We start from the raw sequence: 16,531 nt of genomic DNA on the forward strand, positions 1-16,531 counted from the left end.
TGCTTGGATAGGCACACATTTACGAAATGGATTCACTCTCGTTCGCTTCGCCCTTCTGCTGAGCAGTTGCGGGGTCGCAGGCGGCGGGGCATCGCCATCCATGCCTCCTCTCATAGTCGAGGGGGGGCATTTTCTCAATTTGGGGACAACTGAGACGTCCGGTGCTCTTAGGCAGAGGAATCATACGAGATCCCTCCTGCAACATCATTTCCCGCATCCACAGGCTTGCCGGATCACTATTGTGGAGCGCAGGCCATTGAACGGCCTCCGTGAATGCGGGAGGAAGTGGCGGCGGAAGTTTGACAATCCGCAGGGGTGTTGTTTTTGCGAAATGCTGCGCCAGCCGTAAGGGCATGGTCCCGATGCGGCTAGTGCCTGATACAACGGGCGGGATCAGGCTAAAGCCGTGTACGACAACTTCGATGCGTCTCTCGAAACCGTGCTCGAGCAAATACCATTCCTCCATGGAGAGCTGCCGGGTGTCCCCGAATTTGAAGACAACCTGCCCCATCGATAAGTATCGCTCCAATGTAAGTGGCTCTGACAGCTGCTTGTTCGTGCCGCAGCCTACGCACACGAGCATATCTTCGAACAGGGCTGCGCGAGGATGTTTCGACATGAATACTTCCGGCATAATTAGAAAATCAACGTCGCCGCGCCGGAGAAGCTCCTCGGGGTCGTCGGAAATAGGGAGACATTCAAAGCGGACGGCGGGAGCTTCCCGCGCAGCACGTTCTACGATCTTCTTAAAAAATACGAGCGTGATGTAATCGGAAAGGATAATCCGGAAGCGACGATCCGATTGGGCTGGGTTGAAGGCGTCCCAGGAAATAATCGATAGCTGGATGTGCAGCAATGCCTCCCTGACTGCTGGGGCGAGCCCCTCAGCGCGAGGTGTCAAAATGAGCTCGCGGCCGCTCATCGTAAATAGCTCATCGCTGAAATAGGCGCGTAACCGAGCAACGGCGGCGCTCATTGCCGGCTGGCTCAGGTTAATACTGCGGGCCGCCGCGGTGACTTTACGTTCCCTGACCAGAGCGTCCAACACGACGAGGAGATTCAGATCGAGTCCCTTAAAACGCATGTCTTGATCTAGGCGGCGTGTGAATGGGTTGCGACCAAACATTCAATTCGAATGGTGAGTAGCGTCAACGCATCAGCCTTCGACGAAAAAGAGCAATCGAAAAGAAGAAGGGCAAAACTGTGTATATGCAAAGCGCGCCGATATGCAGGCCCATTTTGTCAATCGGACGGCCAAGCATCGCTGGACGAATGAGGTCGATTGCATGTGCGAGCGGTAATAAGGAGGCAGCATACTGAAAAGCGCCGGGCAATTGGTTGACCGGAAACATCGCGCCGCAAAGGAACAGCATGGGTGTAATAACAAGCGTATTATAAAATATGAAATATTCATAACTGGGCGCAAGCGCCGTGACGACCATCGCTAGACTCGCGAAGGCGAGGCCATTGAGAGCGATGACTGGCAGCAAGCAGAGGATGGATGGCCACGATGCGTAGCCGAGCGTGGTAGCAACAATAGTGATTGCTGTGCCCGCCATGAGGGCCTTCGTGGCTGCCCACGCCAATTCGCCGAGTAAGATATCGCCGAGCGTCAGCTGAGTGCATAGCATTCCTTCCCAGGTGCGCTGGTCGCCCATGCGGCCGAAACTCCCGTAGACCGTTTCAGCGGTCGCCGATGCCATCACGCTTGTGGCAACCATGCCAGCCGCGAGAAACGCAATGTACGAAGTGCCCTCAACAGGACCTATCATTGTTCCGATGCCAAAGCCGAGACCGAACAGATAGATCATCGGATCGGCGAGGTTGCCGAGAACCGATGCAAGCCCGATTTTCTTCCATCCAAGATAGTTGCGGCGCCAAACCGCGACCCAATTCCACGCATTGGCGGGCATGCCCGCCGCATAACGTTCGCCCATTGTTCAGTCCTCCATCTCGCGCCCGGTTAACCGCAAAAACACATCCTCGAGATTGGGGGGACGCTGCAGAAGGCGTAGACCCGTGCGCCCGCGTAGCTGCGCCAGCACCTGCTCCGGATCGGGTGCATAGCAAAAAAGCGTCTCACCGCTCACCTCGATGCGCTGTGCGTACGGCCGGATCAGCGCACCTAGTTCATGCGGATTGCCGCCGTAGACCTCCACCACGTCACAGCCGATCTGCTCGTCAATGAGTTCGGACGGGCGACCTTCGGCGATCTTGCGCCCCTCCTCCATAACGCACAGCCGATCGCACAGCCGCTCGGCCTCTTCCATGAAATGGGTAGTCAAAAGAATAGTCTTGCCCCGCGCCAGCAGCGATCGCAGCCGATCCCAGATCAGGTGGCGGGCCTGCGGATCGAGGCCGGTGGTCGGCTCGTCCATCACCAGCAAGTGCGGGTCATTGATGAGCGCACGCGCGAGCGTCAGGCGCCGCTTCATGCCGCCGGACAGTTCGGCGACGCGCGCATCCGCTTTGTTCTCGAGGCGGGCGAACTCAAGCAGCGATGGTATGACCGCATCGATCTGGCGTCTGCTCATCCGGAAGTAGCGCCCGAACACCAACAGGTTCTCGCGTACAGTGAACGCGGCATCAAGATTGTCGAACTGCGGGACCACGCCGATGCGCATACGTGCCAAACGCGCGCGCGCCGGCACTGGAGCGCCGAGCACAGTAATCTTCCCCGCATCAGGCGATGTCATGCCGAGGACCATACGCGCAATCGTGCTTTTGCCCGCGCCGTTCGGTCCCAAGAGCCCGAAGCATTCCCCCGCCGCAACGCGGAACGACAGCCTGTCGACAACGAGCTTGTCATAAGTTTTGCTTACGTCAGTAAGGTCGATCGCTATCATGGACATGGGTTCATTTTACCGAGAGGGACGACAAAACTGGCGGTCGCTTGGTTCCCTGCCGATCTGAAACTGTGACTCGTCTTCGCCATCCCCGCCGTCGATAACGAACTGATCGACATCACAAGGATCTAGCCGCTGCTCCGCTAAAGCGGCGACAATTGCGTCGAGATTATCGATGGATTGGTAACGCGGATCGTTGTGCCGCTTTTCCTGGTCATCGCAGAAGACGAGCCGTCCATCCTGGACCAGGGCGATCGCCCCATCATGGGTCAGCTTGGTACCACAGATGCGCATAGTGTCTCCACGTTAACGGCGATAGATTCGAGATTCATCAGGAAGCGGAAATCGGGTTCCGGAAACGGACGAGCAAGCAGTCTTCGTTGACCGACTCACCCCGACACTCAAGCCGCTCTACCTCGATCAACGTTTCGTTCAGCATGGCGATGACCGGCTCAGCACCAGCGGCGTGACCCCAGCGACGGCAATTAGCATCCCTTGCCGATCCGAAGATCAGATGCCCGCCTGGCGCAAGCACCCGCACCAGGTTTTTGACGGCCGCGCGCATCTCGGCTATGTCTCCGAGGTAGTAGAGGACCTCCGCCACAACGATCACGTCAAACAACTCGTCGGTCGAAAACTGTTGAACATCGCAGACTATCCAGTTGATGCGCGACGGCTCCTTTATCCGTTGACGTGCTCGAGCAATCGCTTGCGCCACGACATCGATGACGGTGAGCCCTTGGCAGTAGGGGGCTAGTTTTTCCGTGAATGCGCCGGCAGCGCACCCGACTTCGAGGGCATTTGTAATGGAGCCTTGGGCAAGCGCCAGCTGGAGCATTTGCGTGTGGCGCTTCCGCTCGAATGGATTGCCGTCGAGGCCCCACGGATCGTCGGCGGCCAATTCCCGATCAAGCAACTGATGATTCACGTTCTGGGTCAAACTCGTGCACCTTTCGTCCATTAGGTATTTGCGATCAATCGTCGCCGCAAATGTTGTCCGACAGGACTAATTCCGAAGAATCCCGCGCAAGACTGAGCCTGCGAAGCGGAGCCGAATGGGGCGAGAGTTCTGCCCTGCTGGAACCAGTGATCGGAGCTTGGGTGGGGGCCTGTTTTCCCCCAGTGTTCGATGTAGCGACAGCAGAGCTTCGCGACAGCCAATCGCTATTGCTCAAGGTACACAGCGCGTAGGCCTTCAACGGAAGCAAGAGAAAGACGTTGATGAACGTGTGCAGCGAAAAGCCAAGAAATCGAAATTGTCGAGCACGAAATGCTACCACGCTGCATCGGAGCATGGTCATGGACACAATCATCAGTCCTGTCCACCAAGGCACAGTGCCTGTCAGTGCGAAATGTGCGAGGCCCGTTAATACCGATAGGGCGAGGAGTAGCGCGCCGAGATTCTGTCCGACCACGTCCAACGTGAGATAGCTATTTAGGCTAGGCAGCAAGCGCAGCCCAAGCAGTGTGTCCCGGAATGTGCTTCGTGCCCAACGGAGTTGTTGGCGCAGATACGGTCCGAGTCTGTTCGGAACGACTGTGGCCGCGATGGCGCTCGGAACGTATTCGGTTCGAAAGCCTGCTTTCAGCATCAGGATAGTGAGATGGCGATCCTCACCGAAGTCGCTTGGCTTGCCCCGAAAAAATTGCGACTCGTACTGGTCCAGTAACAAAAGGAGCGCAGACCGGCGGTACATGGCACATGGGCCGCAACAGCACATAACGGCACCGAAGCGAGCCTGTGCCGCGCGCTCCTCGTTGCAAGCCAGCCAGTACTCCATGTCTATCAGCCTGGTCAGCCAGCTCTCGGTTCGGTTACTGGCCGTCAACTGACCCATGACTGCGCCGACCGCTGAATCTCGCATCTTCGGTACAAGCTTGGAAATGACGTCGGGCGCGAGTACCGTGTCTGAATCAACGTTAAGCACCAGATCCCCTGATGAGCGTCGTATCGCGGCGATCTGCGCCTTGCGCTTTCCAACATTCTCGGGAAGCAAAATGATGTCGAACCTGGGGTCGCGCGCGTAGTCTTCGTGGACAGTTCCTAAGGCTTCGCGATTTCCAGAACCGTCATCAACCAAATAGACCCGAAGTCTTCCGGCGTATTCTTGGTCTGCAATGGAAGCCAGGCACTCTGAAAGCGTGCGCGGATCCTCGTTGAAGCAGGGGACGATGACATCGACGCTGGGCAGTTTGTCGGAGCCGGCGAGAACCTCCAACGCCGACGAATCCTTTGTCGGCATAGCATAAAGCCCTTGCATGCTCTTATAGGCAGTCGAGAGCAGTGCATAAAGCGAAATGGCCACAGTGCTGGTTGTACCAAGAAGAGTCATGGGATCTCGTTGTTCAGTGATGTTGAGGAAGTGAGCGGATTACAAATCCGCGCTCACGCAGTGCTGGAATCAGCCGGGACAGCGCCGTGACCGTCTGGTCGCGCATGCCGGCGTGAGCGCCCTGGCTCAACTCGCCGGGAGGGCATCCGTCGTGCAAGAGTACAATTGCGCCCGGCCGGACGGAGGCGAGCACTTTATCGATAATCGCCTCGACTCCAGGGCGAGACCAATCTCGAGGGTCGACGGACCAATGAAGGGCCGCCAGCCCGGCGATCTGTGATGCTGTGCAGACTTCTTCGCTCCAGGCGCCGTAGGGCGCGCGAACAAAGCGGACCGAGGCCTGCGGGCACGCTCTCATGATGGCGTCGTTCGCTTCAAAGACCTCACGTTGCACTTCGCCGAAACCGCATTGGTACAGATCCGGATGAGACATCGTGTGGTTGCCTACCTCGTGCCCTTCTGCGATCATCCGTTGGATTAGATATGGGTGCTCTAAGGCGTAGGCGCCGATGACGAAGAAAGTCGCCGGCACCCGCTGCTCTGCCAGCACGTCGAGAATCTCCGGTGTGAAAAGTGGATTGGGACCGTCGTCAAACGTCAGATAAACGCTTCGACGGCCGGTGCCGTCAGAGCACTCACGGCGCACTTCGTACAAGCAATCGGACCGGCTCATAGCTCTGGTCCGTTCCGATCTATCATCGTGCCCGTGGGCCATTCGCTGATCGGCCGTCCAACTGGCAGAACAATTGTGAGTGCGTCATCGATGCGTGTGGGCGGCAGGTCGAGGCGGGCCTCTGGTCGGGTGGAGCGCACGCGAATTCCCGACAAAACGGCCATAGGGCTGTATCGCCGTCCGAACCTCTCAACATGATTCCGCATCGCGTCCCTGACCGTTCCGAAAGCGAATGGAACGCCAAGCTCCTGCAGTATTGGAAGCATGACATGGATTGAATGGGCGATTCCCAGACCCTCAAGGTCCGGACGTACCCCGTACAGGCCCAGTTCAGCCACCAACAGGTCGACCGCGTCGACCTTGATGAAACGGCGCAGTATGCCCATGTGAGCCGCTACACCGCTTGAATCATAGGCGATTACGCGGAGTTCAGGCCTGGCTCCGGCCCAGCTTCGACTACCTTCGAACGGTTCTGCGTTGGACGCCCCAGTCGGCCCGTACGTATCACGAAAGAACTCGGCGAGCTTAACGTGATCGGAGAGCTGCAACTCGTTTTCCCAGCACAACTTCCACTGCACCTGATGGCGCATTCAGGACCTCTCTTCATATTGGTTTTTGTGGCCGCATTACTCGACCAAAGCGGCGTTGGTGGCTGCACTCAGCCGTTGTCGTTGGCGAAGGTGAGCCAGACGCTCTCTCGAGTTCCGGCCCGTGTCGTCGATTTGAGCTTGACGTCGCTCACTTTCCGTTCCTCTAATGCATGGCTCGTAAATTCGTAAAATTGATTGTTTGAATGATACGCATCCACACGTTGGATAGAACATGACATGCGTTTTAAAGGGCTGGATCTAAATCTCCTCGTTGTGCTGGACGCTCTGATGAGGGAGCGTAAAGTCACTGCCGCGGCTCGCAGTATCAACCTGAGCCAGCCGGCCATGAGCGCCGCCGTTGCTCGGCTACGCGCCTATTTCAACGATGAGCTATTTACGATGAACGGCCGCGAGCTCATTTTGACGCCGCGCGCCGACGGGCTCGCCCCAGCAGTCCGGGACGCATTGCTGCACATCCAGCTATCGATTATTTCACCCGACGCCTTCAACCCGGCCCAATCGGATCGTCTCTTCCGAATCATGCTTTCCGATTACATCACGCTCGTATTTTTTAGGAAGATAGTAGAGCGCGCTGCGCGGGAAGCTCCCGCCGTTCGCTTTGAATGTCTGCCTATTTGCGACGACCCCGAGGAGCTTCTCCGGCGCGGCGACGTTGATTTTCTGATTATGCCGGAAGTGTTCATGTCGAAACATCCTCGGGCAGCCCTGTTCGAAGATAAGCTCGTAGGCGTAGGCTGCGGCACGAACAAGCAGCTGTCGGAGCCACTTACATTCGAGCGATACTTGTGCATGGGGCATGTTGTGCTCAAATTCAGGCACACCCGGCAGCCCACCATGGAGGAATGGTATTTGCTCGAGCACGGTTTCGAGAGACGTATCGAAGTTGTCGTACAGGGCTTTAGCCTGATCCCGCCCGTCCTGTCAGGCACCAGCCGCATCGGGACTATGCCCTTACGGCTGGCGCAGCATTTCGCAAAAACAACACCCCTGCGGATTGTCCAACTTCCGCCGCCACTTCCTCCTCCTGCATTCACGGAAGCCGTCCAATGGCCTGAGCTTCACAATAGTGATCCGGCAAGCGTGTGGATGCGGGAAATGATGTTGCAGGAGGCATCTCGCTTGGCGCCTTTGCCTGAAATTATTGAGCGTCTCGGGCACGCCGATCCGACCTTTCGTTTCTTGGTACCGACTGCCACCTCGAAATCGCGTGCGAAGTCCCGGAAGATGTTGAGCCCCACCTAATCACCGCCTGTAATACAGGCTGATCAGCATGTTCGACAAGCGCCGGCGCGGCGCGTGTAACCTACGTTCTGGGGCTGATCTCAGGCGAGTTGCTCGTCGAGGATGTGTGGCAGAGTGATGCCAGCTGCCTTGATTGCCCGCTTTGGCCGTAGGTGGTGACGACGCGAGCATTCTTTTCGATGGCGGCTTCTGGAGGCGGACGCGATCGCGTAGGAGCGGTCGACCTTCGGGCGTCGGGCCTTTGGCCCGGCAGAGCGGCGCAGTTCCTTGCTGAGTGCGAGGGGCCGGAACGAGCAGAACACACGCCCGGGCTGCTACTGAATTGACTGCCGCCTCGATTTGCGTGCGAAGTCCCAGAAGATGGTTAGCCCGGTTAAATTCCTACCTTGCCGGCTGTGCCGCGGCTTTTCACGTGCAGCCATGCGAGGAGATGGCGGTCGACGAGGTCGACCCCAAATGGACTGTGCTGGCCTCGCTCGGCTCTTGCCGTGCGGGATCATTGACCACACCCCCTGCACGAGAACGTGGGGCATGTTGGCAAGTGAAGCCGGTGGAGGTTGACGCTGCGGATCTAGGCAATCTACCTCGCGCTTCCGCCTTCATATATTTTCCGGCAGATGGATGTCGAACGGCAGAAATGTCTGTCCGGGTGTTTCAGCGGTGCCGGTCTCGATAGCCCGTGTCATCAGCGTTATCAGCTCCTGGCAAAGCCGGCGCATTGGCGTGGCGACCGCCATCGTGACGATGTTATCTGCAAGCGCTGCCCGAGACTCAGGTGTGATTTCATTCACGATCGCGACGAGATCCCGACTTTTGCCCTCTTCTCGGAGCGCGGAGATCGCGCCCTCCATGCCGCCGCCGGCGACATAGAAGCCGACGAGCTCGGGCTCCCGCTGCATGAGATCAAGCGTTGCCTCGTAGGTGATCTGCCGTTTCTCGAGGTTCATGACCGGATCCAGCACCTCGAACGTGGGCGCGTTCTCACGGCAATAGGAGCGAAAGCCGACGTCACGGAGCTCGTGCCCCTGGAAACGATGGCTGCCGACAAACACCGCCACTTTGCCGGGCCGTTTTGCGACCTTGGACACCATCCAAGCGGCCGTGCGCCCCACCTTGCGGTTGTTAAGGCCGATATACCCCTGTCGCACGCCGGCGGCGAAGTCGGAAAGCAGCGAGAAAACCGGAATGCCCTTGGCCTTGAGGTCCTCAACCGCTGCTGTGATTTTCGGGTGGTCCGGTGCCACCATCGCGATTGCATGGCAGCGTGCGCCCAACTCCTTGAGCGGCGCGATCAGGTCGCTCGGCATATGTGACGGGGCGAATTCGACGAGCGGAATGCCGTGGAAGGACTGGGCCAAATTGACCGATGCTTCGACCTCGCGCGCTAAATCTTGGTAGAAATGCTGGGCCGGTTTTCTCAAGATGAAGCCCAGACGGTAGTGCGGTAGGTCTCGCCGCAACCGCTGCTTGATTAGCCCGGCAGCATGATAGCCGATCGCCTGGGCGGCGTCGTGGACCCGCCGCGCGGTCTCCTCGCGCACCGGATGGCGGGCGTTCAGAACCCGATCGATCGTTGCTACGCTGACTCGGGCTTCGCGGGCGAGATCGGCAATTGTGGGGCGCTTGGTCATAGGTCCTATTCTGATTGGTTTTTGACGCGGGCCGGCTCTCTGTCCGCCTAGCGCGTTTCGGTTTCGGGTGGCAAAGTGAAGACGTCCCCATACGAATGGGCACAACGTGTTGGACGAACATCATTGCAGACGTAAACCGGCCGGGTATACTGAAAGGCTCATTCGCTTAAAGTGCGGTGACGATTTGCACTCACACATTTAGCGCTTCTGATACATGGTCCGTGAGGAGCCGTTTAGAGGCTGCGGGTCGGTCGTTCAGTTATGTGACCAGCTAAGCGACTTGACAGGTCGTGGGCCGCCCACCTTACTTGCAGGAGGGTAGCCGGTTTGATGCCTCGGTAAGCTGATGACCGCTGAAGGCAGCTTTCATCTGTGCTCGGTCCAACTCTCCTTCCCAGCGTGCGACGACGAGGGATGCCACTGCGTTGCCGACGCAATTCGTCAGCGCCCGGCATTCGGACATGAATCGGTCGATGCCGAGTATCAGTGCCATCCCAGCAACGGGAACACTCGGAACTACCGCGAGCGTAGCCGCCAGGGTGATGAAGCCCGCACCTGTCACACCTGCAGCGCCCTTGGAGGAAAGCATTGCTACGAGCAGCAGCAGTACCTGATCGCCGATGGACAGATCCGTGTTCGTCGCCTGTGCGATGAAGAGAGCCGCTAGCGTCATGTAAATATTCGTGCCGTCCAGATTGAACGAATATCCGGCCGGGATGACGAGACCCACAACCGAACGCCTGGCGCCCGCCTTCTCCATTTTCTCCATCAGCGACGGGAGCGCCGCCTCCGAGGAGGACGTTGCGAGGACAAGCAGCAGCTCTTCCTTGATGTAACGAATGAGAGAACAAATCGAAAAGCCGTTGTACCGGCAGACTGCGCCGAGAACCCCGAACACGAAGAGGAAGGCGGTGAAATAGAACGTCGCGACCAGCATCGCGAGGTTGACCACCGAACCGATGCCATATCTGCCGATGGTGAAGGCCATCGCGCCAAAAGCGCCGATCGGCGCGGCCTTCATCAGAATTCCGACGAGCTTGAAGACAGGCACAATGAGCGCCTGGAGGAAGGAAACGACAGGCTTGCCCGTCTCTCCGGCCATCGCAAGCGCCATGCCGAACAGAACCGAGAAGAACAGCACCTGCAGGATGTCGCCTTCCGCGAAGGCACCGACGATCGTTGGCGGGATGATGTTCATCAGGAAGCCGGTGACCGACTGCGCTTTGGCTTTTGCGGCATAGGTATTCACGGCCTGGACATCGAGCGAGGCCGGATCGATGTTCAGGCCGTCGCCAGGCTGGACGACATTGGCGACGATGAGGCCGACGATCAGCGCGAGCGTTGAGAAGGTGAGGAAATAAACCATTGCCTTGCCGGCGACCCGGCCGACCTTATGAAGATCGTTCATGCCAGCAATGCCGGTCGCAATTGTCAGGAAGATGACAGGCGCGATGATCATCTTGACCAGCTTGATGAAGGCATCACCCAGCGGCTTCAGGCTCTCGCCGGTCTCCGGATAAAAATAGCCAATTGCGACGCCGAGCGCGATGGCGGCAAGCACCTGGGCGTAGAGCTTGGTGTAGAAGGGTTTGCGGGGCGCGGGACTCGCGCCGCGGACTTGTGCAGCTGACACTGTTTCTCTCTCCCTGACCGGATCGAGGTGGCGTGACTTCTCCCGGGCTTCTCCCTATCGCGGCGCTCCGGTCGAACGCTGCACCAACGCCGCCGCAATACCCATGCCAGATGAATCCGCATCACCTGAACTGACGTGGGCTCGCCAATGATGGAGGAATGCGGTGTCAGACCAGCGGGCAAGGTCGCGGTCCGAACGCCCTTGATGGTCTCTGGCAGAGTGCTGCCGGTCGATCCCTCTGGCTAGCGGTTTGCTGCACAGAGCGTGGTGGGTTCCTCGTTAGCCGGCTTTGGACCGGGCCCCATCGTGTCGCCTGTTCAAGGCCGTCCAGATGACAGGCTAACTTACCCCTATTCGGAAGCGCTCGTTTCTGGACAGCCTACGACCGTGCAGCCACTGCAATGCACAGAATAAATTCGGACGGTCCTTTGGACGACCCATTTTGCAAATGAACGCCCGCAGCAGGGGCAGCCGTTTTCAAGCGGTCGCATCGTAATCTGTTCAGACTTTTCGATACGCTCATTGAGTGTGCCGATTTCGGCCCCAGGCCGGTGATGGTGCTGACCACGACGATGCGATTCAGAAGTTGCGAGCACCGCCTACGAAGTCGTACTCGACGCCAGCTTCGCGCCTTCACACCCGACATCGCCGCCGCCTGATCAACTCGAGAAAGATGGCGGTTGCCGCAACCGACCAGTGCCGTTGGCGGTTATTCTCGCTCCCGCCCCTCCTTCGCGGGCGCTGGTGAATGGCACGGCCCCGCATTTACACTCCGCGCGGTCAGCCGCTCGGGCAACGCATGGCCGGCCCAGGTATTTCTGCTTCAACGCAAAGATAGAACTGATGAATCCTATCATAGGCCGCGAGGTTTCCTTTCACAGATGAAAGAAAGCTCGATTGACTATGCCGCCTCGCTCCAGTCTTTTGAAAACAACGTGTGTTTGCCCGGGGCAAGCCAATAACATGGCCAAGCTTCGTGGAGGGAGTAGCCAAGCGATGCGTCAGGGCTAGACCCGCTTTGCACTCGACCACACGGCGGCGGCACGAGTTCACGTCGGAGCATATTCGCGCGTGCCCGCGACGTCGCGGGCGCACATGCCGCCAGCCTAGATTTGATGGCGCGAGATCGAGGATCACATGCACCACAACATTAGCAAGTCAGAACAGAATGCCCGCGACTGCGGCATATCGCTGCCGAATGCGATAAAGGGTTGTCCAAAGCCCGACACGAATCCTGCGAATGTGGCATTGCACGAGCGCGCGCTAACCGGCATCTTCGAAATATCGAAAGTACTCGCCGATGCCGCCCGGCTCGAACTCAAGTTGGCCAAGGTAGTCGACCTCCTGCACTCGTTTGTGCAGATGCGGCACGGCATCATCGCTCTCTGCGATGCCGAGGGCGGACTGGACATCACAGTGGCCAGCGGCTGCGGCACGAACGGCAATGAGCCCTCCCGGTCGCGCCTGCCGCGCAACGCCATCGATCAGATTGTGACGACCGACACGCCGCTCGTCGCCGACGACATAGCGATGCATCCGACCTTCACTGCCACTGATATCGAGGTGCTTGGGGCCTCCGACACCGTGTCGTTCATCGGCGTTCCCATTCGTGTTGATGGGAACGCCATAGGCGCGCTGACTTTGGACCGGGTTTTGGAAAGCAGGTCAAGCTATGGGCTCGACGATGATGTCCGGCTGCTCACCATGATTGCCAACATGGTGGGACAGACAGTCAAGTTGCATCGCTTCTCCGCGGCCGACAGCGAGCGAGCGCCGGAGCTGGAACATCGGCTGCAAACGAAATTTTCTGATGTTAAGCACCCTGCACCCCGGCGCAAAAAGGTTCACGTCGAGGGGATGATTGGTGACAGTCCGGCGATAAGCGCCCTGCTGGAGAAGATCGCGGTCGTAGCGAAGGCAAAAACCACAGTTCTGTTGCGAGGTGAGTCCGGTACCGGGAAGGAGCTGGCTGCCAAGGCAATTCACGAGTTGTCGCCGCGCTCCAAGCGGCCCTTCGTTAAACTCAATTGTGCAGCGCTCCCAGAGACAGTCCTGGAATCCGAATTGTTCGGTCATGAGAAGGGTGCCTTCACAAGCGCATTCAATTCCCGCAAGGGGCGCTTTGAGCTCGCTGACAAGGGGACGTTGTTTCTGGATGAGATTGGCGAGATCTCGGCCTCGTTCCAGGCAAAGCTACTGCGCGTGCTGCAGGAGCAGGAGTTTGAGCGCGTCGGCAGCAATCAGACCATCAAGGTCGATGTTCGCGTGATTGCCGCCACGAACAGGAACCTGGAAGAGGCGGTTGCAAGGAATGAGTTCCGCGCCGACCTGTACTACCGCATCAACGTGGTTCCCTTGCTGGTACCAGCATTGCGCCAAAGGCGCAGCGATATTCCGCTCCTCGCAGCTGAGTTTCTCAAGAAGTTCAACGACGAGAACGGCTGTACGCTCACCTTCGATCCGCGTGCGATTGAAGTGCTGATGAAATGTGAGTTTCCCGGCAACATTCGCGAGCTTGAAAATTGCGTGCACCGGACAGCGATCCTGGCCGAGGGACTGTCAATCGGGAGAAACGACTTTGCCTGCTCCCAAGGCCAATGCTTTGCCGAGGCGCTGTGGAAGTGCAGATCGGGCAAGGCCGCGCTGCAACCACCGCCGATCCTGCCGGAGTCAGCGAATTTGGCCACGCCCCCGGACGAGGCCGCCAGTTCGGCCGCGACTAACCCGCTTGCCGGCGCAACCCACCCAATTGGCGCGAGGACGCCCGATATAGAGCGCGTCATTGCTGCCATGGAAAGATGTGGCTGGGTGCAGGCAAAGGCAGCGCGCTTGCTTGGGCTGACCCCGCGACAGATTGGCTACGTGCTGAGGAAATACGGCGTCGAGATCAAGCGTCTTTGAAAGCATGACCCTGGGCATGAGCTGAGCCGCTTAGCGCCTTGGCGCCGCGCAGCGATGCAGATCCGCGTGCGCGTCAACTCGATTCGACCGAGGACAGCCTGGCTGAATTCCCATGTCAGCCGGCGCTGCGACCATTGTGTGAAAGGCAACCCTGCCATCGTCAATCCCGTCCGCCATGTTGCTCTCGTTGCGAGCTCATACGGATGCCCCTGTGTGACTGAAACGGAGTTAAATATGTCCGATGCAAAACTGCAAACTGTGCTTTCGGCTCTTTCGCAAGTGACACGACAGTTGGATGCTCTGCCGTCCAACGGACCAGCGCCGGACGCAAATTTTATCAAGCTGAATACGAATGAGAACCCGTTTCCGTTGCCGCCAATCATAATGCAAAGTGCAGTGGCGGCCCTCAAGCGCCAGTATCTATATCCGGATGACGATAACTTCAGATTGAGGGAAGCAGCGTCCAGCACCTATGGCGTTTCCAGGGATCAGGTCATCGCTGGCAACGGGTCGTCTGAACTGCTCGGACTGATCTACAGAGCTTTCCTCGCACCCGGCGACAAGGTTGCGATGATGTCGCCAGGGTTTTCGTTCAACCGCAAACTTGCCATGCTTCAGGGCGCTGAGTTCCTCGAAATCGGATGTCAAGCTCATTCCCTGCCAATGGAGCAATTGCTTTCCGGTCCGGCAAAAGACGCCAAGTTTATTATGTTGGCCAATCCAAACAATCCGACCGGAACATTCCTCCCGATCAGCGATATCGAACGCCTCGTAGCACAATCGGACCGCTTGATTGTCCTTGATGAGGCATACGTCGACTTTGCACCCGATCACGGACTGCGCCTCATCAACCGGTATTCGAACCTTCTGATCTTGAGGTCATTCTCGAAAAGCTATGCCGCCGCCGGCATTCGCGTCGGTTTCGGTTTCGGTCACCCTGAAATTATTGGAAGGCTGCGAAACATCCAGAACGTCTTCAACATGAACGTGATCGGGCATGCCGTTGGTATCAGCGTGCTTGCGCATCGCGGCGCCTACGCAGACAACCACAAGCACATCAAGGATGAACGAGAGCGAGTGACAGTTGCACTATCGCAACTCGGATTTTCCGTAACACCCTCCCGCGCAAATTTCTTGCTGGCCCGTGTGCCCGCGGGACAGGACGGCTCATGGTGGCAAGCAGCATTGGAGAGGCAAAAGATACTTGTCGCGTTTTTTCCGGACAAAGGCTTGGAACACTGTATCCGCGTCAGCATCGGCACAAAAGAGCAGATGGATGAATTTCTTGCTGCCGCTGGCGACATTGCTGGAAGCTTAACGGTGCCAAGCTCCAGGGGCAGGGAAGCGTCAGGCTCTGCTTCTTCGTTACGCTGACGCTAATCGGCGATCACACACATCTCTTCCGACTTGCGGGTGATCCCAGCAAGAAAACAGCCTGCTTTTAAAATCGGGGACTTAAAGAGTGACAAACGTCTTTCCTTCAAACCTGGCTTTCGGCATCTTCGATCATTTGGATGAGGATGGCCGCGATATAGGCCGGCAGTACGAAGATCGCCTGATATTAGCAGAGGCGTGCGATCAGCTAGGGTTCTATGCCTATCACCTCGCAGAACACCACTGTACTCCCCATGGGAGAGGTCCATCGCCGAATCTGTTCTTATCGAGCGTCGCCCAGCGCACCCGGCGCTTGCGTCTCGGACCCTTGGTGATGCTGCTTGCGCTTTATCATCCGCTGCGTGCGTTCGAAGAGATCTGTATGCTGGACCAGTTGAGCGGTGGCAGGCTCGAACTGGGCATAGGGCGCGGTGCTCTCCCGACCGAATTGGGCTACTTCGGGATTGGTGCGGACGCGGTGCCGGGCCGTTATGCCGAAGCCAGCGAAATTCTTATGCAAATACTTGTTAATTCGAGGGAGGTCGGCACGCTATGCTATCAAGGCCGCCATTTTGATCTCAATGACGTTCCTTTGACGCTAAGACCTCATCAGCGTCCACATCCGCCCACATGGGTCGCTGCCAATCGACCCGAGTCCACAGCTTGGGCCGCTGCGAATGGAACAAATATCGCGTGTGTAGGACCTTCCTCTTCTGTTCGCAAAACTACTGATGCGTTCCGCGCCTATCGAGAGGACAACGCAGGCGGGGGGGATCAAGGGAGATTTGTCGGATTGCTCCGCATGGTCGTGATTGGGCGTTGTGACACACATGCCTATTCGCTCGCGGCACCTGCTTACGCACGCTGGCTCAAGAGCTTTCAATTCCTTTACGAGCTTAACGCTATCCCCACTCCACCAAACTTGCCGCTGACCTTCGATGCGGCAGTCGAGAGTGAATTGTGCGTGGTAGGATCAGCAGAGTCTGTGCGAAAAGCTCTGCTAGATCAGTTGGAAGAGGCAGGTGCCAACTACCTGCTTTGTCAAATGGCATTTGGAAATCTGCCGCTAGATGCTTCCCTTTACACCGCGAGGACGATTCAGTCCGAAATCATGGCTCGACTTGGCTGACCATGAAATTCGCGGTCTGAGGTTAAATCGTTGTGCAGCGCTCTCACACTCACGTGATCGAGCGTGCACGTGGTGGGGCGGGCAATCGAGAGGAGGCCAAACTGACGACGAGCAGGCGGCAGGATACCAGCTTGTGCGTTGGCTGGCGTCTGGGCCAT

At 57.9% G+C, this 16,531-nt stretch carries 12 protein-coding genes and 3 pseudogenes; 4 read left to right on the forward strand and 11 right to left on the reverse strand.

What is annotated here, in order from left to right; translation table 11 throughout:
* Positions 1-142 precede the first annotated feature (142 nt).
* The 8 genes and pseudogenes from NLY37_RS27455 to NLY37_RS27490 form a co-directional block, all read right to left on the reverse strand.
* A pseudogene (locus NLY37_RS27455) lies at positions 143-1,084 on the reverse strand (LysR family transcriptional regulator); the annotation flags it as partial.
* A gap of 64 nt (positions 1,085-1,148) precedes the next feature.
* Positions 1,149-1,937 carry an ABC transporter permease gene (locus tag NLY37_RS27460; protein ID WP_023687364.1) on the reverse strand — a complete coding sequence of 263 codons (789 nt, stop codon included), beginning with the start codon at positions 1,935-1,937 and terminating at the stop codon, positions 1,149-1,151.
* A 3-nt stretch (positions 1,938-1,940) separates the two neighbouring features.
* The gene (gene nodI / locus NLY37_RS27465; RefSeq protein ID WP_023685034.1) at positions 1,941-2,852 is read right to left on the reverse strand and encodes a nodulation factor ABC transporter ATP-binding protein NodI; all 912 of its coding nucleotides are present in this window, start codon (positions 2,850-2,852) and stop codon (positions 1,941-1,943) included.
* A gap of 54 nt (positions 2,853-2,906) precedes the next feature.
* A pseudogene (locus NLY37_RS27470) lies at positions 2,907-3,140 on the reverse strand (carbamoyltransferase N-terminal domain-containing protein); the annotation flags it as partial.
* A 37-nt stretch (positions 3,141-3,177) separates the two neighbouring features.
* Positions 3,178-3,807, reverse strand: coding sequence for a nodulation methyltransferase NodS (nodS, locus tag NLY37_RS27475; RefSeq protein ID WP_023685032.1), 630 nt, complete (start codon positions 3,805-3,807; stop codon positions 3,178-3,180).
* A 13-nt stretch (positions 3,808-3,820) separates the two neighbouring features.
* Complete coding sequence (gene nodC, locus NLY37_RS27480; RefSeq protein ID WP_023687361.1) at positions 3,821-5,179, reverse strand: chitooligosaccharide synthase NodC; 1,359 nt, start codon at positions 5,177-5,179, stop codon at positions 3,821-3,823.
* Positions 5,180-5,192: 13 nt separating this feature from the next.
* Positions 5,193-5,852, reverse strand: coding sequence for a chitooligosaccharide deacetylase NodB (gene nodB, locus NLY37_RS27485; protein ID WP_023672235.1), 660 nt, complete (start codon positions 5,850-5,852; stop codon positions 5,193-5,195).
* Positions 5,849-6,442: a NodA family N-acyltransferase gene (locus NLY37_RS27490; protein ID WP_023685029.1), complete on the reverse strand. Its 594-nt coding sequence runs from the start codon at positions 6,440-6,442 to the stop codon at positions 5,849-5,851. Before NLY37_RS27490 ends, nodB begins: the two co-directional genes overlap by 4 nt.
* Before the next feature lie 237 nt (positions 6,443-6,679).
* Between NLY37_RS27490 and NLY37_RS27495 the strand changes: the two genes are divergently transcribed.
* Positions 6,680-7,705, forward strand: a complete 1,026-nt coding sequence (locus NLY37_RS27495) for a LysR family transcriptional regulator (protein WP_023698291.1) — start codon at positions 6,680-6,682, stop codon at positions 7,703-7,705.
* Positions 7,706-7,785: 80 nt separating this feature from the next.
* On the opposite strand, the pseudogene NLY37_RS30960 reads toward NLY37_RS27495, so the two are convergent.
* The 3 genes and pseudogenes from NLY37_RS30960 to NLY37_RS27505 all read right to left on the reverse strand — a co-directional run.
* Positions 7,786-8,013: pseudogene (locus tag NLY37_RS30960) on the reverse strand (IS1634 family transposase); the annotation flags it as partial.
* Positions 8,014-8,304: 291 nt separating this feature from the next.
* Positions 8,305-9,336, reverse strand: a complete 1,032-nt coding sequence (locus NLY37_RS27500) for a LacI family DNA-binding transcriptional regulator (protein ID WP_023703127.1) — start codon at positions 9,334-9,336, stop codon at positions 8,305-8,307.
* 304 nt (positions 9,337-9,640) lie between these two features.
* Positions 9,641-10,969 (reverse strand): dicarboxylate/amino acid:cation symporter, encoded by a 1,329-nt coding sequence (locus NLY37_RS27505; protein WP_023706359.1) that lies wholly within the window; start codon positions 10,967-10,969, stop codon positions 9,641-9,643.
* Positions 10,970-12,106: 1,137 nt separating this feature from the next.
* Here NLY37_RS27505 and nifA point away from each other — a divergent pair.
* From nifA to NLY37_RS27520, 3 genes are all read left to right on the forward strand, one after another.
* The gene (nifA, locus tag NLY37_RS27510; RefSeq protein WP_023741905.1) at positions 12,107-13,870 is read left to right on the forward strand and encodes a nif-specific transcriptional activator NifA; all 1,764 of its coding nucleotides are present in this window, start codon (positions 12,107-12,109) and stop codon (positions 13,868-13,870) included.
* Positions 13,871-14,104: 234 nt separating this feature from the next.
* Positions 14,105-15,244, forward strand: a complete 1,140-nt coding sequence (hisC, locus tag NLY37_RS27515) for a histidinol-phosphate transaminase (protein WP_031239385.1) — start codon at positions 14,105-14,107, stop codon at positions 15,242-15,244.
* 88 nt (positions 15,245-15,332) lie between these two features.
* On the forward strand, positions 15,333-16,373 hold the full coding sequence (locus tag NLY37_RS27520; RefSeq protein WP_031194208.1) for an LLM class flavin-dependent oxidoreductase: 1,041 nt from the start codon (positions 15,333-15,335) through the stop codon (positions 16,371-16,373).
* The last annotated feature ends 158 nt before the right edge of the window (positions 16,374-16,531 follow it).

Source organism: Mesorhizobium sp. C395A (assembly GCF_030323205.1).
In the GTDB taxonomy this organism is placed as follows: Bacteria; Pseudomonadota; Alphaproteobacteria; order Rhizobiales; family Rhizobiaceae; genus Mesorhizobium.

Coding starts and splice junctions, on each gene's coding strand:
- NLY37_RS27460 (WP_023687364.1), bottom strand. CDS start 1,937: ATGGGCGAACGTTATGCGGCGGGCATGCCCGCCAATGCGTGGAATTGG.
- nodI (WP_023685034.1), bottom strand. CDS start 2,852: ATGTCCATGATAGCGATCGACCTTACTGACGTAAGCAAAACTTATGAC.
- nodS (WP_023685032.1), bottom strand. CDS start 3,807: ATGGACGAAAGGTGCACGAGTTTGACCCAGAACGTGAATCATCAGTTG.
- nodC (WP_023687361.1), bottom strand. CDS start 5,179: ATGACTCTTCTTGGTACAACCAGCACTGTGGCCATTTCGCTTTATGCA.
- nodB (WP_023672235.1), bottom strand. CDS start 5,852: ATGAGCCGGTCCGATTGCTTGTACGAAGTGCGCCGTGAGTGCTCTGAC.
- NLY37_RS27490 (WP_023685029.1), bottom strand. CDS start 6,442: ATGCGCCATCAGGTGCAGTGGAAGTTGTGCTGGGAAAACGAGTTGCAG.
- NLY37_RS27495 (WP_023698291.1), top strand. CDS start 6,680: ATGCGTTTTAAAGGGCTGGATCTAAATCTCCTCGTTGTGCTGGACGCT.
- NLY37_RS27500 (WP_023703127.1), bottom strand. CDS start 9,336: ATGACCAAGCGCCCCACAATTGCCGATCTCGCCCGCGAAGCCCGAGTC.
- nifA (WP_023741905.1), top strand. CDS start 12,107: ATGCACCACAACATTAGCAAGTCAGAACAGAATGCCCGCGACTGCGGC.
- hisC (WP_031239385.1), top strand. CDS start 14,105: ATGTCCGATGCAAAACTGCAAACTGTGCTTTCGGCTCTTTCGCAAGTG.